General features: G+C 52.2%; 26 protein-coding genes and 1 tRNA gene. 10 read left to right on the forward strand and 17 right to left on the reverse strand.

Annotation, left to right across the window (positions count from 1 at the left end; genetic code table 11):
- Positions 1-148: 148 nt before the first annotated feature.
- The 10 genes from lptB to BLP79_RS14630 form a co-directional block, all read right to left on the reverse strand.
- Positions 149-907 carry an LPS export ABC transporter ATP-binding protein gene (gene lptB, locus BLP79_RS14585; RefSeq protein ID WP_090220219.1) on the reverse strand — a complete coding sequence of 253 codons (759 nt, stop codon included), beginning with the start codon at positions 905-907 and terminating at the stop codon, positions 149-151.
- The gene (locus BLP79_RS14590) at positions 907-1407 is read right to left on the reverse strand and encodes an LptA/OstA family protein (RefSeq protein WP_090220220.1); all 501 of its coding nucleotides are present in this window, start codon (positions 1405-1407) and stop codon (positions 907-909) included. The genes lptB and BLP79_RS14590 overlap by 1 nt, the downstream gene beginning before the upstream one ends.
- 3 nt (positions 1408-1410) lie before the next feature.
- The gene (gene lptC, locus BLP79_RS14595; protein ID WP_090220222.1) at positions 1411-2010 is read right to left on the reverse strand and encodes an LPS export ABC transporter periplasmic protein LptC; all 600 of its coding nucleotides are present in this window, start codon (positions 2008-2010) and stop codon (positions 1411-1413) included.
- Positions 2011-2049: 39 nt separating this feature from the next.
- On the reverse strand, positions 2050-2664 hold the full coding sequence (locus tag BLP79_RS14600) for a ribonuclease D (protein ID WP_090220392.1): 615 nt from the start codon (positions 2662-2664) through the stop codon (positions 2050-2052).
- 115 nt (positions 2665-2779) lie between these two features.
- Positions 2780-2866 (reverse strand) — tRNA-Leu (locus BLP79_RS14605).
- A 193-nt stretch (positions 2867-3059) separates the two neighbouring features.
- Entirely contained in the window at positions 3060-3464 is a 405-nt protein-coding gene (gene flbT / locus BLP79_RS14610; protein WP_090220224.1) for a flagellar biosynthesis repressor FlbT, read from the reverse strand.
- A gap of 2 nt (positions 3465-3466) precedes the next feature.
- Positions 3467-3838, reverse strand: coding sequence for a flagellar biosynthesis regulator FlaF (gene flaF / locus BLP79_RS14615; protein ID WP_090220226.1), 372 nt, complete (start codon positions 3836-3838; stop codon positions 3467-3469).
- Between the two features lie 79 nt (positions 3839-3917).
- Positions 3918-5144: a flagellin gene (locus BLP79_RS14620; RefSeq protein WP_090220228.1), complete on the reverse strand. Its 1227-nt coding sequence runs from the start codon at positions 5142-5144 to the stop codon at positions 3918-3920.
- A 214-nt stretch (positions 5145-5358) separates the two neighbouring features.
- On the reverse strand, positions 5359-5715 hold the full coding sequence (locus tag BLP79_RS14625) for a flagellar biosynthesis protein FlgN (protein WP_090220230.1): 357 nt from the start codon (positions 5713-5715) through the stop codon (positions 5359-5361).
- Positions 5712-6002, reverse strand: a complete 291-nt coding sequence (locus tag BLP79_RS14630; protein ID WP_090220232.1) for a rod-binding protein — start codon at positions 6000-6002, stop codon at positions 5712-5714. The genes BLP79_RS14625 and BLP79_RS14630 overlap by 4 nt, the downstream gene beginning before the upstream one ends.
- Before the next feature lie 113 nt (positions 6003-6115).
- Between BLP79_RS14630 and BLP79_RS14635 the strand changes: the two genes are divergently transcribed.
- The 3 genes from BLP79_RS14635 to BLP79_RS14645 are packed head-to-tail and all read left to right on the forward strand — an operon-like array spanning position 6116 to position 9475.
- Positions 6116-7894, forward strand: a complete 1779-nt coding sequence (locus BLP79_RS14635) for a flagellar hook-length control protein FliK (RefSeq protein WP_090220233.1) — start codon at positions 6116-6118, stop codon at positions 7892-7894.
- Positions 7895-7897: 3 nt separating this feature from the next.
- On the forward strand, positions 7898-8593 hold the full coding sequence (locus BLP79_RS14640) for a flagellar hook capping FlgD N-terminal domain-containing protein (protein ID WP_090220235.1): 696 nt from the start codon (positions 7898-7900) through the stop codon (positions 8591-8593).
- Positions 8594-8641: 48 nt separating this feature from the next.
- Complete coding sequence (locus BLP79_RS14645) at positions 8642-9475, forward strand: phosphotransferase (protein WP_232716583.1); 834 nt, start codon at positions 8642-8644, stop codon at positions 9473-9475.
- A 6-nt stretch (positions 9476-9481) separates the two neighbouring features.
- Here the strand turns inward: BLP79_RS14645 and BLP79_RS14650 are convergent, their stop codons facing one another.
- Positions 9482-10240, reverse strand: coding sequence for a TSUP family transporter (locus BLP79_RS14650; RefSeq protein ID WP_090220236.1), 759 nt, complete (start codon positions 10238-10240; stop codon positions 9482-9484).
- 3 nt (positions 10241-10243) lie between these two features.
- Entirely contained in the window at positions 10244-11122 is an 879-nt protein-coding gene (gene serB, locus BLP79_RS14655; RefSeq protein ID WP_090220238.1) for a phosphoserine phosphatase SerB, read from the reverse strand.
- Between the two features lie 256 nt (positions 11123-11378).
- Here serB and BLP79_RS14660 point away from each other — a divergent pair, with 256 nt between their 5' ends.
- The 3 genes from BLP79_RS14660 to BLP79_RS14670 all read left to right on the forward strand — a co-directional run bounded on the left by BLP79_RS14660 (position 11379) and on the right by BLP79_RS14670 (position 14905).
- Positions 11379-12524, forward strand: a complete 1146-nt coding sequence (locus BLP79_RS14660) for a phosphoserine transaminase (protein ID WP_090220240.1) — start codon at positions 11379-11381, stop codon at positions 12522-12524.
- A gap of 89 nt (positions 12525-12613) precedes the next feature.
- Positions 12614-14206, forward strand: a complete 1593-nt coding sequence (serA, locus tag BLP79_RS14665; RefSeq protein ID WP_090220242.1) for a phosphoglycerate dehydrogenase — start codon at positions 12614-12616, stop codon at positions 14204-14206.
- Between the two features lie 90 nt (positions 14207-14296).
- Positions 14297-14905: a hypothetical protein gene (locus BLP79_RS14670; protein WP_090220243.1), complete on the forward strand. Its 609-nt coding sequence runs from the start codon at positions 14297-14299 to the stop codon at positions 14903-14905.
- 107 nt (positions 14906-15012) lie between these two features.
- Here BLP79_RS14670 and tdh read toward each other — a convergent pair whose 3' ends face one another.
- From tdh to ubiE, 5 genes are all read right to left on the reverse strand, one after another.
- Entirely contained in the window at positions 15013-16041 is a 1029-nt protein-coding gene (tdh, locus tag BLP79_RS14675; RefSeq protein ID WP_090220396.1) for an L-threonine 3-dehydrogenase, read from the reverse strand.
- A gap of 16 nt (positions 16042-16057) precedes the next feature.
- Entirely contained in the window at positions 16058-17242 is a 1185-nt protein-coding gene (locus BLP79_RS14680) for a glycine C-acetyltransferase (RefSeq protein WP_090220245.1), read from the reverse strand.
- A gap of 111 nt (positions 17243-17353) precedes the next feature.
- A complete protein-coding gene (locus BLP79_RS14685; protein ID WP_090220246.1) occupies positions 17354-17920 on the reverse strand; it encodes a helix-turn-helix domain-containing protein in 567 nt (188 codons plus the stop codon).
- 51 nt (positions 17921-17971) lie between these two features.
- Positions 17972-19501 (reverse strand): 2-polyprenylphenol 6-hydroxylase, encoded by a 1530-nt coding sequence (gene ubiB, locus BLP79_RS14690; RefSeq protein ID WP_090220248.1) that lies wholly within the window; start codon positions 19499-19501, stop codon positions 17972-17974.
- Between the two features lie 3 nt (positions 19502-19504).
- Positions 19505-20257 carry a bifunctional demethylmenaquinone methyltransferase/2-methoxy-6-polyprenyl-1,4-benzoquinol methylase UbiE gene (gene ubiE, locus BLP79_RS14695; RefSeq protein WP_090220250.1) on the reverse strand — a complete coding sequence of 251 codons (753 nt, stop codon included), beginning with the start codon at positions 20255-20257 and terminating at the stop codon, positions 19505-19507.
- Between the two features lie 98 nt (positions 20258-20355).
- Between ubiE and mutM the strand changes: the two genes are divergently transcribed.
- From mutM to dnaA, 4 genes are all read left to right on the forward strand, one after another.
- Entirely contained in the window at positions 20356-21207 is an 852-nt protein-coding gene (gene mutM / locus BLP79_RS14700) for a bifunctional DNA-formamidopyrimidine glycosylase/DNA-(apurinic or apyrimidinic site) lyase (protein ID WP_090220251.1), read from the forward strand.
- A 64-nt stretch (positions 21208-21271) separates the two neighbouring features.
- The gene (locus tag BLP79_RS14705; RefSeq protein ID WP_090220253.1) at positions 21272-22048 is read left to right on the forward strand and encodes an enoyl-CoA hydratase; all 777 of its coding nucleotides are present in this window, start codon (positions 21272-21274) and stop codon (positions 22046-22048) included.
- Positions 22049-22276: 228 nt separating this feature from the next.
- Positions 22277-22540: a 30S ribosomal protein S20 gene (gene rpsT, locus BLP79_RS14710; RefSeq protein WP_090220255.1), complete on the forward strand. Its 264-nt coding sequence runs from the start codon at positions 22277-22279 to the stop codon at positions 22538-22540.
- 545 nt (positions 22541-23085) lie between these two features.
- Positions 23086-24519, forward strand: coding sequence for a chromosomal replication initiator protein DnaA (gene dnaA, locus BLP79_RS14715; RefSeq protein WP_232716581.1), 1434 nt, complete (start codon positions 23086-23088; stop codon positions 24517-24519).
- Positions 24520-24670 lie beyond the last annotated feature (151 nt).

Raw genomic sequence — 24670 nt, forward strand, 5'->3', positions numbered from 1 at the left:
GTCCTGTATTCAGGGCCATTTCAGTTGCTGCAAGGTGCTGCACGTTTGCCATGTTTCAATTCGATGACAAAGTGTGAGGAGAGTCAATGGAAAAGCTAAAATTGAGCCAAATGCCGTACAGCAGTGCAGGTGATTTTATGGTCGTATCTCAAGAAATACGGAAATTATCACCAAGGTAGACTCGGCGCACGTTCTCGTTTTCGACGACATCAGCGGGGGTTCCTGACATCAGCACCTGCCCGTCGTGCAAAATATAGGCGCGATCCACAATCTCCAGTGTTTCACGCACGTTGTGATCGGTGATCAAAACGCCAATCCCGCGCTTTTTCAGATCAGACACCAGGTTGCGGATGTCGCCGACGCTAATTGGATCGACCCCGGCAAAAGGTTCGTCCAACAAAAGATAGCTGGGTTTGGCGGCGAGGCAGCGGGCAATTTCAACACGGCGACGTTCCCCCCCGGAAAGGGCCAGAGCCGGAGCGCGTCTAAGATGTTCGATTGAAAAATCTGACAGCAACTCTTCTAACCGCTCGCGTCGTTTGTGGCGATGTTTCTCAGAAATGTCCAAAACGGCCAGGATGTTGTCTTCGACCGAGAGCCCGCGAAAGATCGACATTTCTTGCGGCAGATAGCCAATGCCCATACGGGCACGGCGATACATGGGCAGCGTGGTGACATTCTGGCCATCAATGGAAACGGTGCCGCCTTCTGGGAATACCAGACCTGCTATGGTGTAAAATGTGGTTGTTTTACCAGATCCGTTGGGCCCAAGAAGCGCGACCACTTCGCCACGATCAAGAGACATGCTGACATCGCGAATAACAACGCGATTGCGGTAAGATTTGCGCATCTTTTCAATACGCAGCCCTGATGAACCTTCGGTGACAGTCAGCTTGGGGGTGGCCATCAATTTTTTCCGGGAACCAATATGGTTTTGACGCGGCCAGACATTTCAGCGGTGCCTGATGTCAAATTCACGACCAGCTGGTTTGAGGTCAGCGTGCTGGCACCTTGGGTGAGTAGGACATCACCATTTAGCACAATTGTGCCGGTATCGATGCTATAATTAGCCTGTTGGGCTTCTGCTGCATCAGGCCCGTTGACCAAAATCACATTGCCTTTGGCCTGCAGGCTTTCAATTCCTGTTTGCTGGTTCGTGTCGTCTACTTTGTAGACAACATGCACCGTATCCGCTGATAGGCGCATAGCGCCCTGAATGATCAGGACATTGCCCAGAAAATCGGCTGAACCGTTACTTTGATTGACGGATAAAGTGTCAGCCGTCACTTCTACTGGGAGCAAAGGATCTGCGCGGACGGTTCCAAATGCAAACGCCCCCTGTGCGAGAGACAGGGCTGGCAGGGACATGCAAGCTATGAACAAGAGCAGAGAACGTAAGAGCAGCACGGGTCATCTTTCCGGTTTTGAGGGATCATATACCAGCTTCACCCCATTTTTGAATACAATATACACAGTATCCTGAGGGGAAAGTGAATCGATCTGCATCGCGCCTGCAGATAGCGTGCCAAACGGTCCGTTTGCGCGGATATCTTTAGGAGCGGTTGCGTTTATTTCATGCAGTTGGGTGCGCAGTTCTTCGGTTTCAACCACCAGCCCACCCGCTGTCGTAATTGTGACCATTCCGGTAAAATGAGCCTCACCCTGATCGGGGAGAAAATTCCCGGTTTCTGAGGTCATCGTCATGCGTCCGCCTTGGGACAGTTTGAGGATCGCCTCAAGCTTTGTGGCATTGGTTGGATTGTCTTGCCGACCGGGGGTCACCCGATCGGCTGTGACTAAAATCTCATCCCCGGCGGCGGTTGTACCTGCGAAGAAGGGCGCAGTGATCTGCTGTCCGCGCATGCGTTCTTCAATTTCTTGCCGGGCAAAGGGAATCGTTGCCTCAGGCGTATCGCTGCGTGAGATCAGAAAGACGGTCGACAAAAGTGTCAGCGCGGCCAAAGGCAGCAGCACTTTTAAGAGGGCAACAATGCGCGAATGTCTGTCCATGACATTGGTCTCAATCTGGTGTGTTTTATCCGCCTCGATTCAAGAATGGGCAAATATGTCGGTGTCGGGCCAGCCTGCGAGGTCCAGTCTTGCACGCGTTGGAAGAAAATCAAAACAGGCTTGTGCGATCTCGGTGCGATCTTCACGATGCAGGCGTTTGTTCAGGGCTTTGCGCAGGCGATGCAGGTGTAAAACGTCGGATGCCGCATAATCCAATTGCGCATCGGTCAGGTGTGCGGCGCCCCAGTCACTCATCTGTTGTTGCTTTGATATGTCGACGCCCAGCAGTTCCTGAGTGAGATTTTTCAACCCATGGCGATCTGTATAGGTGCGCACCAGACGGCTTGCGATTTTTGTGCAGTAAACCGGTGTGGTGAGCGTGCCAAACGCTTGATAGAGAGCGGCGATATCAAATCGACCATAGTGGAATATCTTTAGGACTGTGGGGTCACTAAGGAGGCGACACAGATTAGGCGCTTCGTTTTGGCCTTTGCGAATTTGTACAAGGTGGGCATCCCCATCCCCAGCAGACAGCTGCACCAGACACAACCGATCACGGTGCGGGTTCAACCCCATGGTCTCGCAATCAATTGCAACGATATTACCCAGTGACAGATCCGCAGGTAAATCATTCTGGTGCATGTGGTTTGCCAATGATCTGATCCCTTCCGCCAATGCCTGAGCTTTGATTGGCATAGGAGTTTTATCGTAGCGATACAATTAGATGTTCGATACCAGAAAGGTTTGAGCGGAAAATATCAGGGTAATTTGGTGCCCAGAAGAGGACTCGAACCTCCACGTCCATACGGACACTAGCACCTGAAGCTAGCGCGTCTACCAATTCCGCCATCTGGGCACAGATGTCGTGGAGCGCTCTATACGGAGGAGTGTTTCGGCATGCAAGAGGAAATACAGGGTAGTTTGGCTTTTACACCATGTCATTTTCTTTTGCGAAATATCTCACACTTTGAAAATGCCAAGGCCGCCTTGTCCTTTGAGGGGACAAAAGGCGGCCGGGATGTAGAGACTGCCGAAGCTGCGGCAATTTTTTAGGAGGGCCGAATAGCGATCAGGCGATCTTCGCGGGGTAAAAGAGCGCGCAGGGCCTTGAGACACCGATAGTGATTGTTGCTCAAAACAGCGTCGGTTGCTTCTGCGAGGGCTGCGCGGCTGTCAGTGTCGGTAAAGACCTGGCTCAGCTCTTCGATGCGGCGCAGCATGGGCATGCGATCTTCATCAGCGTCGATATCGCCTGTCAGAACCAATTGCGCGGCATAACAGACGCGGCGCACAGGCGTGTTGGCTTCTTCGGGGGGGATCGCATCGCGCAGGCGCAGGATGTTGGCATCCGGTGTCACGATGGACAGGCGGCTGCGGCGGTCTCCGTTTTCGATGACGGCGCCGTTGACAAGAACGCGCTCTTTGGGGGCAAGTTTGAGGACCAGTCCGCTCATAATTAGGGGGCTCCACTGCGAAGGCCACGCATGATGGCCGTGTTGATTTCTACCAGCGGTCTAACATCTGCCTTGCGGGCAAGGACCTGGCCGGTGTGATGTGCGGTGAACTGCGAAAGGTAAACGATGTTTGTTTTCAACGCATCTGGAAGCGCATTATCGGCATATGCGATATCTGCTGCAAAGGTTGTCCAGAGCTTTTGATTGTCATGAAGAGCTGCGACGAGATCGTTAAAGCCGGTTTTGCCTTTTTTGGCGGCCGCGATGATCCGGTGGGTCAACTGGCCAAGAAGTTCATATTCAATATCGATCGGGGTTCGTGTGGTTGCACGGGCTTTCCCGTAGGCGTTTTTGGCTTTTAGCGCAGCGTTCACGTTTTTTCCTTACCTTCTGGTCTTGGGCACAAGGGCATGGGGGATCAGAGCGCGCGGGGCGCTCTGATCAATCCGTTTATTAACGGAACAGTGACAGCAAAGACTGCGGCGCAGAGTTTGCGATGGACAGAGCCTGTGCACCCAGCTGCTGCTGTGTTTGCAGCGCTTTCAGGCGCGCAGAGGCTTTTTCCATGTCTGCGTCAACCAGTGAACCAATACCGGAAGTCAGTGAGTCAGACAGTTTGCTGACAAAGTCAGACTGTGATTCAATGCGACCTTGTGCAGAACCAAAAGCAGCAGCCGCATCGCTTGCTATAGCAATCAAACCATCGATCGCATCCAATGCGTTGCCCGCATCAACGGCGTTAGCAACACTAAGAGTATCGAGATCAGCCAAGCCACCGGCACCCGCATTCTGGTACGAACCGTTGATCGAAATCGCGTCTGTGCCGTTGTTTGTGATCTGCAGTTCGCCAGATTGGGTTGGATCATCGTATTCCACGTCCAATCCAGCGATGCCTAGTTCGTCAATAGCCTCCTTCAGACCATTCGCGATATATTCGATATCATTGGCATTACCGTTGACAATATCACCGGCAGACACAGTGTAGGATGCTTCTTGATCACCGATCTGCACCGTGATGGTATCGCCTACCGCCCAGTTACCAGCGTTGGTAATGGCGATATCCTCTGTATCACCAGCATTGAGCCCTACTACAAAGGTATCACCAGTAGCCGACACAAGTGCGCCATTGTTGTCAGTACCTGTGGCAAACACAGTGGCAGCAGTATACGCTCCGGTAGAAAGGTTTTGACCACCGACAGTAATTGATGAGGAGGCTACTGCACCGCTTGCATCCCGGTCCAGCGAAGACAGAACATCGGTTGACGTCACGGTGCCATCAACCAAGTTCAGACCGTTGAACTGCGCAGCGCCTACGACAGCGTCAATTTGATCTTTCAGAGCCTGAACATCATCGTCCAAAAGACCACGGTCAACGTTGTCACCATTTGCGGCAACGATCTTTTCTTTCATCTCGATCAACAGATCGGTGATGGACTCAGCTGCGTTTTGCGCAACAGCTACAGTTGAGCTGCCAAGCGACAGGCTTTCGGATACAGCTTTAAAACCAGAAACATCTGAATCCATGGTCTTGGCGATTGCCCAAACCGCAGAGTTGTCAGACGCATCTGCAACTTTTTTACCGGTAGAAATTTTGGACTGGAGGTCTTCCATATCCATGTTGATGGTTTTCAGAGTTTGCAGCGCAACCATTGCGCCATTGTTGGTCAGAATGCTGGACATAGCATTTATCCTTTTGTGCGAGGGTTCTTTATCCCTCAATCAATCCCTGCTCCCGAAGGAGCGCTCTCTGCCGTCTTTCTGACTGTGCGATTAGCCCTTGGCCGTCGCGCCACCCTGTTCATCCAAGGTGCACAGGAACCATGCACCAATAGATCCTAAGAGTTTGCTAAAGCCAAAATTTTGAAAGTTAGAATTTTCGTTAAATCCCCGTGCATTACGCGCGCTTCTCTAGTTTTTGGCTATGTCCATTTGGATGGCTGGTTTTCTGACCCATGCGATCATAGACATCGAGCCCCTTACGTACGTTGCGCAATTCCTGCATGCGGGCCGCAACGGCGCGGATGCCTTCCATCGCGCTTTCCAGGAGCGCCTGATTGTGGGTGACCTTTGTATGTATGCTGGTGAGTTCGTCCTGTTCAAAGGAGTCCATCTCATTCAATTCGCTGATCAGGGCGTCTTTTTCTTCAAGCAGTGTTTCCAGCTGATCCAGTTGACCATTTACAAGGGCGGTGCGTTCCAGTTCCAGAATATCGTCCAATTGATCGATGAGAAGTTGTTGAGCGGTGATCATGATGTTTGTTCCTTCAATGCGTGATAAAGCGATTCGGCGAGGCCAATGCCGCCAGCTTTGGTGATTTCTTCGGCCTGGGCGCGCACGAGGAAGCTGGAGAACTGGTCCTCGCCAGCGCCGCCGCCAAAGGTTTCGGGCGATTCGCCCAGCCCGGCTGATTTCAACATTTCCGCAAGAAAATTGGTTTCCAGCTCCATTGCAGCTTTGCGCAAGGGGTCTTGTATGGTCTGTGCAATCTTGGCCGGTCCCTGCCGCGCGGGCGGGGTTATATTCGGTATACTATCCATTCTGGACCTCATTTGAGAGTACATGCGATTTGCATCGACTTTTCACAGAATGCATCAGGAGCGGTTAAAAATGCGGTAACCGGTTTTTGTTAGTGTGCAGCTGTCAAGATAGAATGTCTGGAACAGTTATGATGATTGCTGGGATTACCGGGCCGCTTGCTGCGCGTGCGCAGGAACCTGCCCCAAATGCGAAGAATTCTGCCCCGTCTGATGTCTCCAAGAAGGAGACTTTTGAGACGGTATTTGAAGAAGATAAGCCTAAAACCGCTGAAAAGAACGTATCTGCCGAGGACGCATCGGCCCCACCTGTTGAGGCGGAGGGCAAGACGCCTAAAGTGTCGAAACCGGTGAAGGCAGAAGAGGGTACACCAGAGGATCCGAATCAGGGTGTTGTGACGCCCGATGTCGTGCCAGTGCAGCGCGAGGTTGCGGTAGAGGCGGCTCCTTCTTCAAAGAAGGCGGTAGAAGTGCTGGTTGAAGAGGCAGGCGATACCGTTCCGCAAACAACGACGCGGCAAACAGTATTGTCTGAGACCAATGTTGAGCCGTCAGAGGGCGGTATTTCAGGAGATCAGCAGGCATCTTTGGCTTCACTTGAAGCCCCTACGGAAGTTGAGGGTGAGGAAGCTTTATCTGCAGCAGTAAAAACTGAGAGTACCGTGCAATCTACTCAGGCAGAGCTTGAAGAAGCTGCACCTGTTTCTAATGTGGTTCGCGCGGCAGAGGTGAAAACACCGACCGAATCAAAAGGCAATGGCATTGCTGAACAACCTGCTGCGCCGACAAACGCATCTGAAGAGGCCCAGAAGGTTGCTGTAGTGCAGGCTGAAACTGGTTCCGAAGATGGGGCAAAAGCGCGTGACGTGTTAGATGCCGAAGCAGTCTCACAGCAACCAAGGGAGCGGCAGACGCTCACATCTCCGCAGAGTGGGGCTGCGCAAACCGCATCTCCTTCCCAGAACACGCCTTCCACTCAACAGGCGCAGGCTGTCAGAGTTGAAGGGCAGGCAGAACGTGCAAAAGACGTTTCACCGCGTTTGACGCGCGCTGAAGAAGATCGTTTGGTCGCGCAGGTGACAACTGAGACACGCTCTCGTGTTGCGCCATCAACGACGATTGCACAGCAGACATTTCAGGCCACCGTTTCTGCACAACGGGGAGATGGTACGCTTGAAGCAGCGGAAAACAATGAATCTCTCTCGGATCTTTTACCGTCTGAAGAAGCTGCAGATGCCAATCTAGAGCTTGCCCGTGATCGATTGTCAGACCGCCCGATTCAGCAGGCGGCTGCAACGAATGCCGTTCCACAGATGGTTCAATACGCTGTGCAACAACATCGGATGCAGGTGCAGAATCAGGCGCGGACTAAGGCAGAGACCGCTGAGCGTGTCGCGCAGATGGTTGAGACAACAGGGTTTGCGGCCCCTGCCGAGATTGTTGGGTTATCGCAACTGTTGACCGAGGCGACATTGAAGCAAACCAAATCAAACACGCAAAATATTGCGCGTCGCGTTTCTGAACAGCTAGGTGATGCTTTCGCTACGACGGGCGAGAAAAAAGTTGAAGTGCTTTTGAATCCCAAAGAGCTTGGGCGTGTGGAAATGCAGGTTGAGACGACTGAGACAGGCGTCAAAATCACAATTGATGCAGAGCGTCCGGAAACCAGTGACCTGATGCGAGAGCATATCGATCAGCTGAAAAAGGAATTTCAGCAAATGGGCTTCACCGAGGTTCGATTCGAATTCAAGGAGCCTCCTGTTCAACAGCCTATTGAGAACGAAAGAGAAGGTCAGATGAATGACCTGCTTGGAAATACAGATCAGGATCTGGATGCCGCTCATATCGTTCAATCGCTTCGCCTGGGTGAGACCGGGCTCAATTTGAGAGTATAAACAATGACAACACCCGTTACCTCACCCACCGGGGCAACATCTGCAGCCGCAAGCAGTGGTTCATCCTCTGGCCTGCCAGTATCCAGCGGAATTTCAGCGGATTTCGAGACGTTCCTGAAAATGTTGACGACACAAGCGAAATATCAAGACCCGCTGGAGCCGTTGGACAATGCTGAATATGCATCACAGCTTGCTCAATTCTCACAAGTTGAACAGCAGGTTCAAACCAATGAGTTGCTGACAGCGCTTCAGAACCAAGCAAGTGCAGCCTCTGCTGTAACGCTGTCGTCCACATCTGGCTGGGTGGGTATGGAAGCACGGGCTCAGGTTGACGGATATTTTGATGGCGCCACGCCAATTACAGTAATGCCGCAACCTTTGGCTGGAGCGGCGAGTGCACGTCTGGTCGTGCGTGGAGTTGGTGGAGCCGTTGTTGATCGAATCGATATTCCAGTTTCTGCAGATCCGTTTACTTGGGATGGATTGACAGACAGCGGTTCGGCGCATCGCGAAGGAATGTATCAATTTGAAGTCGAAAGCGTGAATGCTGATGGCGAAGTGACGAGCACGTCTCGGCCAGATGTCTATACACGTATCACCGAAACGCAGTTGCAAGGCGACGAAGTACACTTGATTCTTGCGGGTGGTTCGTCAATCAATTCCACGGATGTATCAGCATTGCGTGAGAGCAGATCGTAATTCCTGTTATAAGGGCATGTGCTGATCCAGATCTGAAGTTGACTGCGATTGGAACATGTCCTGAAGACTTTTTACCCCTCATTTCAGGCCAGCCTTTCGGTGGAATTGCCAGAATTTGATCTCCTGAATTGCGGGGGGGAACGGCTGACAGGCGGGCGGTCTAATGAGCTTTGGCGCCTTGGTGAAATCGTGGTGAAGCTCTACAATATAGGGCATCAAAACCCTTTGTTTGCCAATGAGCCAAATCACGAAGCCAGCATTTTACAAGAACTATCCGGGCGAAAGATCGCGCCGGATTTTCTTGCTAAGGGTATCTATGATGAGCGTCCTTGGATTGTGTATCGCCATGTTTCTGGATCGCGCTGGGCGAGAGACGTAGGACAGGCCGCAGAGCTTTTGTCAGCTGTGCACCAACTGACGGGGTCGGTGCCCAATGGGGTCAATGGATCCCAAGCTCTATTGTGCCAGACCGAAACGATCTTGCGCTGCTGTGCTGGGAAAAGTGCGCTTTGGCGAGAACGGCCTAATCATTCGGTCGCGCCGCTGAACACGGTGTCGTTGATCCATGGTGATCCGGTACCGGGAAATTTTGTGTGCGGTGATCATGGATTGCGATTGATTGACTGGCAATGCCCCAAAATGGGCGATCCCAGTGAAGACATCGCGTTGTTTCTGTCGCCTGCTATGCAGTTTCTTTACAGAGGTGCGCCGCTCACTGCCGCAGAGGAACAGGAATTTCTGGAAACCTATCCAGACCACCAGATTATCGCGAGATACCTAGATATAAAGCCTTGGTACCATTGGCGCATGGCCGCCTATTGTGAGTGGCGCGGTGATCTGGAGGCAAGAGACTTGGAGCGTGAAGCACTTGCAGAGTGCTGAAGCTGATTAAATCATATCCCATATGAGTTTCGCAGCCAAGATTAGCGAAATAAGGACCAGAAGCGGTTTGATCAATCGCGCACCGATGCGCTGGGCCAACCGTGCCCCTAGTTGCGCGCCTATGATCTGTGCCGCACCCATCGCCAACCCGGTAAAAAGCCAAGGCGGGGCGACAACCGCAAAGGCCACCAATGCGCCTGCGTTGGATGAAAAGTTCAGCAATTTTGTATGAGCGGTGGCTTTCAGGACACCAAAACCGGCCAAAGATACAAAAGCGAGCATGTAGAAACTACCAGCACCTGGCCCCAGCAACCCATCATATCCCGCACACAAGGGAACAAGGGTGAGGCTGAACAGAACAGGGGAAAGCCGTTGCTGCCTGTCCTCATCATTCAGACCTTTTTTCGTGGCAAAGAATATCGCAATACCGACCAGCAGGACAGGCAGAAGCCAGCGAATAAAATCTGTGGGCAATACCGATACAAGCAGTGCACCTAAAAGTGAGGCGACAAACGCAATCAGGGCGGGGGTAGACTGTTTGCGTAAATCTACATGGCCGCCACGGGCATAACTGATCGCCGCAGTTGCCGCCCCAAACAAACCTTGGATCTTATTCGTAGCAAGTGCTGTTAACGGGTTCGCACCCGCCATAATAAGTGCGGGCAGCGTTATTAGGCCTCCGCCCCCTGAAATTGCATCGATAAACCCTGCAGCGCCCGCTGCAATGAGCAGCAAGGCGAGAACTTCAAAACTGACTTCGAACACGGGTTACACGCCCTGAAATTCATCTGCCATGTATCCTTGGATATAGAGCAGGGCTGAGAGGTCGCCGTGATTGATGCGCAGGTCACACTGGGCTGCAACAGTGGGTTTTGCGTGCAATGCGACCCCAGATCCTGCACGACCCAGCATGCCAAGATCATTTGCCCCATCGCCTACTGCGATCACATCGGATTCTGTGATGCCGAGATGGGCTGTGATTTCTTCCAATGCGTCAACTTTCGCTTGTCGTCCCAAGATTGGCAGGCCAACTTTGCCAGTCAATGTGCCGTTCTCGACCAAAAGCGTATTGGCGCGGTTCTCGTCGAATCCCAACGTGGCTGCGACCTTGGCGGTAAACGCCGTAAACCCACCCGAAACCAAAGCCGCATAGGCTCCATTGGCCTTCATTGTTGCAAGCAACGCTTTGCCGCCAGGCATAAAGGTGATGCGGTTTTCCAGAACTTGATCAATGACAGTTTCCGGCAGATCTTTCAGCAGGCCAACGCGCTCTTTCAGGGCACCGTCAAAATCTAATTCACCATTCATCGCACGGGCAGTGATCTCTTTGACCTGTGCGCCGACGTCGGCTTCTTCGGCGAGTTCGTCAATGCATTCTTGCTGGATCATCGTGCTATCCATATCGGCAAGCAGCATTTTTTTTCGCCGTCCTTCAAGCGGTTGCAGCACGAGGTCCACGCCTGTCTTTTGCAGATCTGCCCAAATGTCCCATTGGTTGCCGGGAAGGTGCGGCATCTCAAATTCCGCAGCAATGCCATGTGCAAGCCATCGCAACTCGCCGCCGCCCCAAGCGTTTCGCAGCGATTCGACCAAGGCAGGTTCGACGCGGGGTGTATCGGGGTTGCACAGCAAAGTGGTGACAAACATCAGGCAGGCTTCCTTTGAGCTGATTCCGCCCATGGTGTAGCGGGGCGCGGTAATGAGAACCAGCCCTCGAAAACGGGAGCGTGCAGACAAATTGAAGCGCAAAAGTTTCCTAAAGGCGAAATTTTAGGTCGTATTTGGAAGAAGATTGGCCGCTAACGTGCGAAATTTATGCTTGTGCTATGGATCAACTCATCCTAGCTCTGTCGGCGGGACACCTCTCCCCAACGAGAGGCATTTATCTGTAAGGATAGCATTGATGGCTACTCAGCAACCGGCCGCGCGCCCGGCTAACCCGCGTTTTTCTTCGGGCCCTTGTGCCAAACCCCCAACATTTGAGCTTGCTAAATTGGCTGATGCTGCGCTGGGCCGCAGCCACCGCGCCGCTGTTGGCAAGGCTAAGCTGAAAGACGCAATCGAAGGCACCCGCGAAGTTCTTGGCATTCCAGCAGATTACCGCATTGGTATTGTGCCCGCATCTGACACCGGCGCAATGGAAATGGCGATGTGGTCGCTTTTGGGGGAGCGCAAAGTTGAGATGCTCGCTTGGGAAAGCTTTGGCGCAGGCTGGGTCACCGATGTAGTGAAACAGTTGAAAATCGATGCCGAGTCCAAAATCGCGGACTACGGTCAGATTGTTGACCTCGCGTCGGTCGATTTTGCAAACGATGTTGTCTTTACCTGGAACGGTACCACCTCTGGTGTTCGTGTTCCAAATGGTGATTGGATCGCGGCTGACCGCGATGGCCTGACCATCTGTGATGCGACCTCAGCTGCTTTTGCCATGGATCTGCCTTGGGACAAGCTGGATGTAACGACCTTCTCCTGGCAGAAGGTTCTAGGTGGCGAAGCGGCGCATGGTGTCATCGTGCTAAGCCCGCGTGCTGTTGCACGTCTGGAAAGCTACACCCCGGCATGGCCTTTGCCCAAGATTTTCCGCATGACCAAAGGCGGCAAGCTGATCGAAGGTATCTTTACCGGTGCAACGATCAACACGCCTTCGATGCTGGCGGTTGAGGATTATCTGTTTGCGCTGGATTGGGCACGTTCCGTGGGTGGGCTGCAAGGCTTGATCGCGCGTGCTGACGCCAATGCACAGGCCGTTCATGATTTCTGTGCGGCAAATGACTGGATTGCAAACCTCGCTGAGGATGACGCGAACCGCTCCAACACTTCGGTCTGCCTGAAATTCACCGATGACCGGATTCAGGATGGCGCTGCTTTTGCAAAAGCTGTGGCTAAGCGTCTCGAAGCTGAAAATATCGCACTTGATATTGGCGCTTATCGTGATGCGCCTGCAGGGCTGCGGATCTGGTGTGGTGGCACGGTAGAAACCGTCGATGTACAGGCGATGCTGCCTTGGTTGGCTTGGGCCTTTGAGGCTGAGATTGTCGCACAGGGTTAATCCTGATTGATCCTTCGCCCGGCGGTGTCGCCGGGCCATCTTTCCCATTCTTCCGGCCTTATGAGGCCCCCGACAAAGGACCAAACACCATGGCTCCCAAAGTACTTGTATCTGATAAACTGTCCGAAACTGCCGTTCAGATTTTCCGTGATCGTGGCATCGATGTGGATTTCATGCCTGACCTTGGCAAAGACAAAGACAAACTGGCCGAAGTGATTGGCCAGTATGATGGTCTTGCGATCCGTTCAGCGACCAAGGTTACGCCCACCATTCTGGAAGCGGCTACAAATCTAAAAGTCGTTGGCCGCGCTGGTATCGGTACGGACAATGTTGACAAGGAAGCCGCGTCGAAAAAAGGTGTGATCGTGATGAACACGCCCTTTGGCAACATGATCACCACCGCTGAACACGCGATTGCGATGATGTTTGCTGTGGCGCGTCAGATCCCCGAAGCATCGGCGTCTACCCACGCGGGCAAATGGGAAAAATCCAAATTCATGGGTGTTGAGCTGACCAACAAGACGCTGGGCGTTATTGGGGCGGGCAACATCGGTGGCATCGTTTGTGATCGCGCCCGTGGTCTGAAGATGAAAGTCATCGCGTTTGATCCCTTCCTGTCGGAAGAGAAGGCGGACAAAATGGGCGTTGAAAAGGTTGAGCTGGACGACCTTTTGGCCCGTGCTGATTTCATCACGCTGCACGTGCCGCTGACAGATGGCACACGCAATATTCTGTCGGCTGAAAACCTCGCGAAAACCAAAAAAGGCGTTCGCATTGTGAACTGTGCCCGTGGTGGTCTGGTTGACGAAGTGGCATTGGCTGAACTGCTGAAATCCGGCCATGTTGCCGGTGCAGCGTTTGACGTGTTTGCAGAAGAACCAGCAAAAGAGAACGCATTGTTTAATCTGCCCAACGTCGTTTGTACGCCTCACTTGGGTGCGGCAACCACGGAAGCACAAGAAAACGTTGCGCTTCAAGTTGCAGAGCAGATGTCAAACTATCTGCTGACTGGCGCTGTAGAAAACGCATTGAATATGCCTTCTGTGACCGCCGAAGAAGCCAAGATCATGGGCCCTTGGATCAAGCTGGCAGATCACCTTGGTGCCTTTGCAGGTCAGATGACGGATGAGCCGATCAAGGCAATTAACATTCTGTATGATGGTGTTGCTGCGGAAATGAATTTGGACGCGCTGAACTGTTCTGTCATCGCGGGCATCATGAAAAAAGCCAACCCTGACGTGAACATGGTGTCTGCACCTGTGATCGCAAAAGAGCGCGGCATTCAGATCTCTACCACCAATCAGGATAAATCAGGTACCTTTGATGGTTATATCAAAGTGACCGTTGTGACCGAAGAGAGAGAGCGTTCGGTCGCTGGAACTGTCTTCTCTGATGGTAAACCCCGCTTTATTCAGATCAAAGGCATCAACATTGACGCCGAAGTTGGTGAACACATGCTTTACACCACAAACGAAGATGTCCCAGGTATTATTGGTACGCTGGGTCAGACCATGGGTGAAAACGGCGTGAACATCGCGAACTTTACTTTGGGTCGTTCTGAAGTTGGTGGTGGTGCGATTGCGCTGCTTTATGTTGATGCCCAGGTGCCTGCAGATGTGATCGGTAAGCTTTGCGAGACCGGTAAATTCCGTCAGGTTAAATCTGTCCGCTTTGACGTCTAAGTAGATACATCAAGTCTGGAAAAGCCGCCCTTTTAGGGTGGCTTTTTTTTGTTTAGCCTACTGGGATTGTTTAGTGAAATTGGTGGGCTCATGACTTTGCGGCAAGATTTAATCAATCCGGGGCTTTTGAAAAAACTCGGCCTTACGCTGTCCTTGCCGGGGGCGATCGTTTTTGTGGTGCCTTGGACGGCCAATAGCGACATCGCGTTGCGCGCGTGTTTGGCGACAATGCTGGGGCTTGGCCTTTGGAATTTGGATCAAACGCCCAGTGTTCAGGGGCAGCCGATACTCTACCGCATAAGTATCGCTCTGTTTCAGTGGTTTTATTTCGGATGCTTCATGATCTTGATGCTGGATGCAACTTCCGTGCAATCCGCTCTGATCCAATACGCTGTGTCTGGCGCACTTTTTGGGATCTCGATGGCGTTCTGGCATAAGGGCGGCGAGATGCCGGTTGCGGTTGAAGCGTTGAATTTGCCCAAGCAGGTAGCGTTCTTAGCTTTGTGCCATTTTTGTGCGGTTGGGGGCCTGCTGGGGTATTCGACCTCGCCGTCGGGGCTGTTTCCGGCAATTGTTGTATTTTGTAATCTGGGATTCTCCGCACACCAGACTTGGCGGACCGTCGAGGGCAAATTTTACCATATCCTTCTGTATCTATCGCTGTCCATCGCATTGTACATAATGCTGGCCGAACAATAGGAGCGACGCGGGCAACCAAACGCGCCCCCGCTTTTTCATCTTGTCCGAAATACTCTCGGGGGTGAATTGGTCCTAAGGGATAAGGGGGCAGACAGTCCCCTTATCCCTTAGGACCAATTCAACACAACCTTACCGCTTTGGCCTGATTTCATTGTTTCAAATCCTTGGGCAAAATCATCTACCGCGAACCGATGTGTGATTACGCGGCTGACATCCAGCCCGTTTTGCAACATGGCAATCATCTTGTACCAGGTTTCAAACATTTCACGACCATAGACGCCTTTGATGGTGATGGCCTTAAACACGATGCGTGACCAATCGACGGGGGATTTGCCAGGGGGGATGCCAAGTAAGGCGATTTTGCCGCCCATGACAAGGGCCTCTACCATCTGGTCCATTGCGGCTTGATTACCCGACATTTCAAGGCCAACGTCAAATCCTTGACGCAAGCCAAGTTCGTGTACCACATCGTTCAGATCTTCGCGGCTTACGTTCACTGGACGCACCGAAGGGACGACGTGTTCGGCGAGGAACAGCCGATCGGGATTCACATCGGTAATGACCACATTACGAGCCCCCGCATGGCGGGCGACGGCAGCGGCCATAATGCCAATTGGACCTGCTCCGGTGATCAGTACATCCTCGCCAAGCAAGTCAAAACTAAGGGCGGTATGAACCGCATTGCCCAATGGATCAAGGATTGCACCAATGTCGTCTGGGATGTCATCGGGCAGCGGTATTACGTTAAAAGCGGGCAGTTTCAGGTACTGCGCAAATGCGCCTTGTTCATCCACGCCGATCCCGCGTGTGCCGGGGTCTAGGTGAAATTTACCTGCACGGGATTGGCGGCTATCGGTTTCGATCAGATGACCTTCACCTGAACAACGCTGTCCCACCGCAAGTCCTGTTACATCTCGCCCGATTTCAACGATTTCACCGGCAAACTCATGACCTGTGATCATCGGATGGGGAACCGTGGCAGCGGCCCAGTCATCCCAGTTCCAGATATGAATGTCAGTGCCACAGATGCCTGTCTTGTTTATTTTGATCAGAACTTCGTCTGGGCCAATTTCAGGGACTGGAGCTTGAACCATCCACAGCCCTTCTTTTGGGTGAGATTTCTCCAGCGCTTTCATCGTATTGGGTCGCATATCAGATCACTCCGCAGGCTTTACCTGCTGTTTCGAAAGCTTTGAGTGCGCGGTTGAGATCTTCCCGGGTAAGGGCAGCGTTCATTTGCGTACGAATGCGGGCCTGTCCGCGTGGTACGACGGGAAAGAAGAAGCCAGAGACATAGACGCCTTCCTCGAAAAGCCGAGCGGCCATATCCTGCGCAAGCTGGGCTTCTCCCAACATCACTGGAACGATTGGATGTTCGCCAGGAAGCAGGTCAAACCCAAGGGCGGTCAGGCCTTCGCGCCAGAATTTCGTGTTTTCAAAAAGCCTCTTGCGAAGGTCGGCTCCTTCTTCAATTAGGCGAATGGCTTCGATACCTGCTGCGACAATTGCAGGGGGGAGAGAGTTTGAAAACAGATAGGGCCGTGCACGTTGGCGTAGAAGATCGATCACGGGTTGGGGACCGGCAATATAGCCACCGATTGCGCCGCCCAATGCTTTGCCCAGAGTGCCAGTTAGGATATCGACGTCGACACCAAAGTGATCTGGCGTGCCTGCCCCACGTGGGCCCATAAAACCTGTGGCATGACAATCGTCCACCATCACAACCGCATCGTATTGATCGGCGAGGGCACGGATTGCAGGCAGGTTTGCCAGATAGCCGTCCATTGAAAACACACCATCCGTTGCGATCATGATGTGGCGTGCCCCGTTGGCGCGTGCATCTTTTAGCTTGGCCTCTAGGTCAGTCATATCATTATTGGCATAGCGATAGCGTTGTGCTTTGCACAGACGAACACCATCAATGATCGACGCGTGATTCAGGCTGTCCGAGATGATCGCATCTTCGGCGGCCAAAAGGGGCTCAAACAGGCCGCCATTGGCATCAAAACAAGCGGCAAAAAGGATCGAGTCGTCTGTGTTGAGGAACGTTGCGATGCGTTGCTCTAGCGTGCGGTGCAAATCTTGTGTGCCGCAGATAAAGCGGACGGAGGCCATGCCAAACCCTTTGTCCTCCATCACATCGCAGGCCGCTTTGATCAGATCAGGGTGGTCTGCGAGGCCGAGATAGTTATTGGCACACAAATTGATCACCCGTCGGTCGCCGACGGCAATTTCACCTCCTTGAGGAGAGGTAATCAAGCGTTCTCGTTTATAAAGCCCGTCTGCATCAATCTGCGTCAGAGTGTTAGAAATGTGATCCAAAAATGCGGTGGCCACGATGGTACTCCCCTATTCGTTGGAATAGTTTCTACCATAGCGGATTATTTTCCCAAATAGGAGAATTCAAGTATTTTGGACAAATTTCCGTTAATGTGGATTTTCTAACCGTTAGTTGCTTTTAACGATCAGAAACACCCGAGCTGGCCCATGTATTGCAGTGATTGAATGGGGGACATCAGCTGTATAACGGGCCGAATCGTCTGTTTTCAGATGGCTTTCAGCATTGCCGGAAATAAGATCAATGCTGCCTTCTAGAACGGTCAGTTGTTCTTTCGTGCCGCGACCATGGGGCTGGCTGATCAAGGTTCCGCCGTTATCAAAACGGATATCATAAACTTCGTGTCCACCAACGTCTTCTGGTGGGGAGAGAATGCGAATGCGGCAGCCTTGTCCCATATTTTCTATTTTTGGTACGTCTTGGGCCAGCAAAACCTCTATATGATCAGTTGCATCTCCGGCTTCCAGCAGCCCCGCGAAATCGACCTGCAATGCACGGGTCAGATTCCAAAGAGTGGCGATCGTTGGTGAGGATTCACCACGTTCTATCTGGCTGACCATGGAGCGGCTGACACCTGAAAGATTTGCTACGGCTTCCAGTGACAGTCCTTGTGCCCGACGTGCTTCTTTCAGGCGCGCGGGCAAAAGTGTAAGAATATCGGTTGTATCATCCGTCATAACGGAGCTTCCTGCATTATCAGGCGTTTTGTCAAACGCTGCTCTGTTTGATTAGAATATCCAAGCTGCAAGGCTAGCCAGTGCGCCCCCTGCGACCACTCCAATCCCGCCGGGGATCAGCCAAACGGGGCGTATACCGTGTTTAGACGCAGTTTCGTGGGTCTGTGCCATCAGTGCTTTTTCGACCAAGCCGGGGAGGCGGGGGCCGAAACGCGCCAGAACCAGTGCTGTTTTACCCAGATCCTGCACCATTGCTTTGGGGCCGATTGAGCGTTTGATGTAGTCTTCGACAACGGGATGCGCGACATCCCAAATGTTGATATGAGGATCAAGGGACCGCGCTACGCCTTCTACCACAACCATTGTCCGCTGTAACAGGATCAGCTCCGTGCGGGTTTCCATGCCAAATCGTTCGGTGACTTCAAACAGGTAGTTTAGCAGGCGGCCCATCGAGATTTGCGTCGCATCCATGCCAAAGATTGGTTCTCCGACAGCACGCAGGGCACGAGCAAATTCATCTACATCGCGATCAGCAGGGACATAACCTGCTTCAAAATGCACTTCTGCAACGCGTTTGTAATCTCGCTTAATAAACCCATAGAGAATTTCAGCGTAAACGCGGCGCGTATATTCATCGATATGGCCCATGATACCAAAATCATATGCAATGATATCCCCGTTTGGGGCCACTTTCAGATTACCGTGATGCATATCCGCATGAAAAAAACCATCCCGCAGAGCATGGCGCAAAAAGAGGGAGAGAACACGTTCTCCAAGTTCGCGCCGATTATGTCCGGCAGCATCCAGCGCGTCATTGTCGCCAAGTGCGGTTCCATCGGCCCAGTCCAATGTCATGACGCGGCGTGCCGAATAGTTCCATCGGATGTTAGGTAATTGAAAGCCTGCATCGTCTTTGGTGTTGGCTGCAAATTCTGACGCTGAGGCGCTTTCTAAACGCAAGTCCAGCTCGCCCTGAACGACACCGTCGAAATGTTCGATGACCTCCATCGGGCGCAACCGGCGTGCGCCCGGAGCAAACAGATCTGCGATCCGCGCGGCAAAGTAAAATGCGTCCACGTCTTTATTAAAGGCGCGCTCAATTCCGGGGCGCAGAACTTTTACGGCGACTTCAGTGCCGTCTGAAATCAATCGGGCACGATGGACTTGCGCAATTGAAGCGGCTGCGATTGGTTCGCTGAACTCTGAAAATATTTCCTGCCATGGGCGGCCCAGCTCTCTTTCGACTTCCGCCAGAGCTTCTTCTCGGGAGAAAGGAGGCAATTGGTCCTGCAAGACCCGCAACTGCTGGGCCAACTCACTGCCAACCACATCTGGCCGTGTCGAGAGCACCTGACCAAATTTAATATAGGCCGGCCCCAGCGCCGAAAGCGCGCGCGTTGCTGGCGGCATATTGGGGTCGCCCTTGTAGCCCAGCCATTTAAACGGCCAGCCAAGCGCATGAGCAATGCCGCGCAAGATTTTTGGAGCTTCAAACGCGTCGAGCACAAGGTTCATCGCACCTGTGCGTTCAAACGTGGCACCTGTGCGGATCAGGCGAACAATGTTGTGAGGACCGCGCATGAATCAGATTTTCCAGCCAGAATGCAGCGCTGCGATGCCCATAGACAGATTACGGTATTTTGCATTTTCAAAACCCGCCTGCTGCACCATTCCTAGGAACGTCTCTTGGTCGGGAAAGTTTCGGATCGATTCGACCAGATATTGGTAACTGTCGTAGTCGTTGGCGATCATCTGTCCCATACGCGGGATCACGTTGAACGAGTAAAGATCATAGAGCTTTTGCAAGCCGTCGTTGGGGAGTTGCGAAAACTCCAGCACCATCAGGCGGCCACCGGGTTTGAGCACGCGATAGGCTTCGTTCAGTGCTTCTTGAGGCCGGGTTACATTGCGGATGCCAAATGAGATTGTGTAAACATCAAAGGTGTTATCCTGAAAGGGCAGGGCCATCGCATCACCTGTTACCCAGTCCAGGCTGTCGTCCATTTGTTCCGCTTCGGCGCGCTGTCGGCCTTCTTCGAGCATCGGCTGTGTGAGGTCAAATACGGTAGAGTGACCGTGGCCTGCGCGTTTCAGGAATCGAAACGAGATATCGCCAGTTCCGCCCGCCACATCCAGTAGCTTTTGTCCGGGGCGCGGGGCCAGCCAATCCATCATTGCATCTTTCCAGATGCGGTGGATGCCCATCGACATAACATCATTCATAATGTCGTACTTTGACGCCACAGAGTTGAATACGCCTTGGACACGCCCTGCTTTTTCGTGTTCAGGCACGGTTTCAAAGCCAAAATGCGTGGTACTGTCTTGTGTTTGGGTCATGCGACTTGCCGTTTCCTCAGGTTCGCCCCAGTTATAAGGCGCTATACGCCGCACACAATGCGGCCCAACGTCATCTCTTTAGTTATAGGAGCGATGTAATGCCTGAATTGCCCGAGGTCGAGACCGTCCGGCGTGGATTGGCCCCTTCAATGGAGGGAGCTGTCATCACAAAAGCGCAGGTGAACCGCCCTGATCTGCGCTGGCCCTTTCCAGAACGTATGGCGGAACGGTTGACAGGTGCGCGTGTCTTAGCGATGCGGCGGCGGTCAAAATACATTCTGGCAGATCTAGAGCAGGGTGAGACATTGCTCATCCATTTGGGCATGTCCGGTCGTATGACCGTCTCGGGGGACCCGTTGGGCCAGTTTGTGCATGATCATCCACAGGTGCAGAAACATGACCATGTGGTCTTGGATATGGAGAACGGCGCGCGCATTACGTTTAACGACCCACGTCGGTTTGGGGCGATGGATTTAATACCCACTGCAGAGCTGAAAAATCACAAACTTCTGCGCGTGCTTGGGCCTGAACCCTTGGGAAATGATTTTAATGATGATCACCTGATCGCGGCTTTTGAAGGGCGCAATACACCTGTAAAATCAGCCTTGTTGGATCAGGGAATCATTGCCGGTCTTGGCAATATCTATGTGTGTGAAGCACTGTTCCGTGGGGAAATTTCGCCAAAACGTAAGGCAGGGCAAGTTTCAAAAAAGCGTGTGTCTGCTTTGGTTCCTATCATTCGCACGGTACTGCAGGATGCAATTGATGCTGGCGGATCTTCGCTTAAAGATTTTAGGCAAGCCAATGGAGAACTTGGATATTTTCAGCATAGCTTTGATGTGTACGGGCGGGAAGGGGAGCCGTGTCGCCGCGCGGGATGTGATGGGCGCGTTTTGAGAATCACGCAGTCTGGTCGGTCTTCTTTCTATTGTGGCAAGTGCCAAAGATAGCTTGATCAATGCAGGCTGCATGATAATGACTCAATCCTGAAGGAAACAATGAAAGCAAAACACCATGGCCTTTGAGACGCTCAACGTCGAAGTGCAGGACCACGTTTGCCTTATTAAACTGAACCGCCCTGAGGCGATGAACGCTCTTAACACCGCGCTGTTGTCGGAATTGTGCACGGCTTTGGAAGAGGCTGATGCAAGCGACAAGGTGCGCTGTATTGTACTGACGGGGTCCGAGAAAGCCTTTGCTGCTGGCGCTGATATCAAAGAGATGTCTGAGCAGAGTTTTGTGGATGTTTATTCCGCAGACCTATTTGCAAAAACGAACGATCGAATTGCTGCTATTCGTAAGCCGGTCGTTGCGGCTGTGGCTGGCTATGCGCTGGGCGGTGGATGCGAATTGGCGATGATGTGTGATTTCATTATTGCAGCGGACAATGCAAAGTTTGGCCAGCCCGAGATTAATCTGGGTGTGATTGCTGGAATGGGGGGCAGCCAGCGTCTGACCCGATTTGTCGGAAAATCCAAAGCAATGGATATGAATCTCACCGGGCGGTTTATGGAAGCGGATGAGGCAGAACGGGCCGGTCTGGTTTCACGTGTTGTGCCAGCTAAGAAATTGCTTGAAGAGGCCAGCACGGTTGCAGAAAAGATCGCTGAAAAATCACAGCTTACCACAATGGCTGTGAAAGAGGCCGTGAATCGGAGTTATGAACTGCCCTTGGCTGAAGGCATGTTGTTTGAGCGACGCATGTTTCATGCGATGTTTGCAACTGAAGACCAAAAAGAAGGGATGGCCGCCTTTTTGGAAAAACGCGAAGCCCAGTTTCGCGATAAATAGACAACAGCGTTAATAAGACTGGGAAAGGCAAGCAATTCGTTTGCCTTTTTTGTTTTTCAGAGCGTGGTTCGAGCGGTAAGGCTTGCCTTCGACACCAAATATAGCTAATGACCGCCGTCATACATGCGCGTGCAGCCCGCTTTGGCTAGAATCACACCGGTTTTGAGACCCGGGTTGGCTTGGCATTTTGCGCAAACATTCGAACCCGATTAAAAGGTCACAATCACTATGGCAAATTCGCCCCAAGCCAAGAAGCGCGCACGTCAGAATGAAAAGCGCTATGCTGTAAACAAAGCTCGTCGTTCACGCATCCGCACTTACCTGCGTAAAGTTGAAGAAGCGATCGCATCTGGCGATAAAGAAGCTGCAACTGCGGCTCTGCGCGCTGCACAGCCTGAGCTGATGCGTGGCGTGACCAAAGGTATCTATCACAAGAATACAGCTGCGCGTAAAATGTCACGCTTGGCTGCACGTGTTAAGGTTCTGGCCTGATTCCTGAGCAGATCTGAACAAGATCATTTTTCAAGAAAAAAGTTGAAAGAAGCGCCGTTTTTTACGGCGCTTCTTTTTTTTCTAACAGGACAAAACCTTAGCGCAGGCCCGGGAGATTCTTTGGCGTTAAAGGCAGAGTCAACATCATAGTTTCGTTGCTGAGCCCCTCGCCAAATTGCTACCACTATTACAGCGATTCCACACGCTGGGGGATGGGCTGCTCTGATTGGGATCACCAATTTCTGAGACAACCATTATCAAATAGATGCATGATCTGCCGTGTATCTGAAGTTTGGTCCGTACACTTTGTGTGCGGAGCGATATTTGATGCTTTGAAACGAGTGGATCGCAGCCACAGCGTGAGCTGCAAGGCGTTTTGATAAATTTAGTAGCGTTTGGGCGCACATCCTTCGGGAGAGGTCGGCATCGGACAGGGCTGGCTGCGTGTTAGGTATTGCCTGAACATTCCAAAGAAATTTGGAAACGGGACGAAACATAACGACCAGAAAATGGTCATTGCTTTTTGGGCAAGCGAGAGGCAACGAATGACAGAAGATACATGGGACCGTGTTCAGCAACGCCTGCTGAAAACGGTGGGACACAACAATTATAAAACGTGGATAGAACCACTGGAACTGCAGTCTCTGAATGATGATGTGGCTGTATTTACTGTGCCGACGAATTTTATGGGGAACTACGTCGGCCAGAATTTTTCAGATCTCATCTTGCATGAGTTCAATGTGGATGGCTTTCATATCCAGCGTCTGGGGTTTAAAGTTGCAGTTCAGACTGGGGCATCTGCGATATCTGGAAAGCGTGCGCCGCTATTTGAAGTGATGGATGATGATGCATCCGATATTGCCCTTGCTGAAGCACCGGTAAAAGCTGCGCCATCCGTTGTGAAGCGGCCCGTTGCAGAGAGCGAGACGCTTGAAGCTTTGCAGGCTGCGCCACTGGATCCGCGCTTTACCTTTGATAGCTTTGTTGTCGGCAAACCTAACGAACTTGCTCATGCTGCTGCCCGTCGTGTGGCAGAGGGCGGGCCGGTTACGTTTAATCCATTGGTTCTTTACGGAGGTGTAGGCCTTGGTAAGACGCATCTTATGCATGCGATTGCTTGGGAGCTGACAGAGACCAATCCAGACCTGAACGTTCTATATCTTTCGGCTGAACAGTTCATGTATCGTTTTGTTCAGGCCCTGCGTGAACGTAAGATGATGGATTTCAAACATCTCTTTCGTTCAGTGGATGTCTTGATGGTGGATGATGTTCAGTTCATTGCGGGCAAAGATTCGACGCAGGAAGAGTTTTTCCATACTTTCAATGCTCTTGTGGATCAGAATAAGCAAATTATTATCTCAGCTGATCGAGCACCCGGTGAGATCAAAGAGCTGGAAGAACGCGTGAAATCGCGGTTGCAGTGTGGGTTGGTGGTGGATCTACACCCGACAGATTATGAGCTCCGCCTTGGTATCTTGCAGACTAAGGTTCAAGAGCAACGCATGACCTACCCAGGTCTGTCTGTTGCAGACGGCGTTCTGGAATTTCTGGCGCATCGGATATCGACCAACGTGCGTGTGTTGGAGGGGGCATTGACGCGTCTCTTTGCCTTTGCCTCTTTGGTGGGCCGTGAGATCGACATGGAGCTGACACAAGATTGTTTGGCTGACGTTCTACGTGCCTCTGAGCGGAAGATCACCGTCGAAGAGATACAGCGCAAGGTTTCTGAACATTACAACATTCGTATGTCAGATATTATTGGCCCCAAACGCCTGCGGTCTTATGCGCGTCCGCGCCAAGTCGCGATGTATCTCTGTAAGCAGCTGACAAGTCGTTCGTTGCCTGAAATTGGACGCCGCTTTGGTGGCCGCGACCACACTACAGTGATGCACGGTGTAAAACGTATCGAAGAGTTACGTACTGTGGACGGTCAGATTGCCGAAGACGTGGAGATGCTGCGCCGTACTCTAGAGGCTTAAGCGTTTCATTTTGTGCTGCCCGTTTGTATCTTGTGTACGGTCTCGATGGAAGTCGAGGCCGTTTTTTCTTATAAACAGGGCCATTCAGCCACGTTTGGGGCGCTTCTGAAAACTCAGCGCCTTTGGCCTCTTGACGCTTGCGCTTTACAAT

The sequence above is a fragment of the Epibacterium ulvae genome, from assembly GCF_900102795.1.
Taxonomy (GTDB): domain Bacteria; phylum Pseudomonadota; class Alphaproteobacteria; order Rhodobacterales; family Rhodobacteraceae; genus Epibacterium; species Epibacterium ulvae.

Coding starts and splice junctions, on each gene's coding strand:
- BLP79_RS14635 (WP_090220233.1), top strand. CDS start 6,116: ATGTCTGGAACAGTTATGATGATTGCTGGGATTACCGGGCCGCTTGCT.
- serB (WP_090220238.1), bottom strand. CDS start 11,122: ATGTTTGTCACCACTTTGCTGTGCAACCCCGATACACCCCGCGTCGAA.
- BLP79_RS14660 (WP_090220240.1), top strand. CDS start 11,379: ATGGCTACTCAGCAACCGGCCGCGCGCCCGGCTAACCCGCGTTTTTCT.
- tdh (WP_090220396.1), bottom strand. CDS start 16,041: ATGAAAGCGCTGGAGAAATCTCACCCAAAAGAAGGGCTGTGGATGGTT.
- mutM (WP_090220251.1), top strand. CDS start 20,356: ATGCCTGAATTGCCCGAGGTCGAGACCGTCCGGCGTGGATTGGCCCCT.
- lptC (WP_090220222.1), bottom strand. CDS start 2,010: ATGGACAGACATTCGCGCATTGTTGCCCTCTTAAAAGTGCTGCTGCCT.
- BLP79_RS14640 (WP_090220235.1), top strand. CDS start 7,898: ATGACAACACCCGTTACCTCACCCACCGGGGCAACATCTGCAGCCGCA.
- ubiB (WP_090220248.1), bottom strand. CDS start 19,501: ATGCGCGGTCCTCACAACATTGTTCGCCTGATCCGCACAGGTGCCACG.
- flbT (WP_090220224.1), bottom strand. CDS start 3,464: ATGAGCGGACTGGTCCTCAAACTTGCCCCCAAAGAGCGCGTTCTTGTC.
- BLP79_RS14705 (WP_090220253.1), top strand. CDS start 21,272: ATGGCCTTTGAGACGCTCAACGTCGAAGTGCAGGACCACGTTTGCCTT.
- lptB (WP_090220219.1), bottom strand. CDS start 907: ATGGCCACCCCCAAGCTGACTGTCACCGAAGGTTCATCAGGGCTGCGT.
- rpsT (WP_090220255.1), top strand. CDS start 22,277: ATGGCAAATTCGCCCCAAGCCAAGAAGCGCGCACGTCAGAATGAAAAG.
- BLP79_RS14685 (WP_090220246.1), bottom strand. CDS start 17,920: ATGACGGATGATACAACCGATATTCTTACACTTTTGCCCGCGCGCCTG.
- BLP79_RS14670 (WP_090220243.1), top strand. CDS start 14,297: ATGACTTTGCGGCAAGATTTAATCAATCCGGGGCTTTTGAAAAAACTC.
- dnaA (WP_232716581.1), top strand. CDS start 23,086: ATGACAGAAGATACATGGGACCGTGTTCAGCAACGCCTGCTGAAAACG.
- BLP79_RS14625 (WP_090220230.1), bottom strand. CDS start 5,715: ATGATCACCGCTCAACAACTTCTCATCGATCAATTGGACGATATTCTG.
- ubiE (WP_090220250.1), bottom strand. CDS start 20,257: ATGACCCAAACACAAGACAGTACCACGCATTTTGGCTTTGAAACCGTG.
- BLP79_RS14620 (WP_090220228.1), bottom strand. CDS start 5,144: ATGTCCAGCATTCTGACCAACAATGGCGCAATGGTTGCGCTGCAAACT.
- serA (WP_090220242.1), top strand. CDS start 12,614: ATGGCTCCCAAAGTACTTGTATCTGATAAACTGTCCGAAACTGCCGTT.
- BLP79_RS14630 (WP_090220232.1), bottom strand. CDS start 6,002: ATGGATAGTATACCGAATATAACCCCGCCCGCGCGGCAGGGACCGGCC.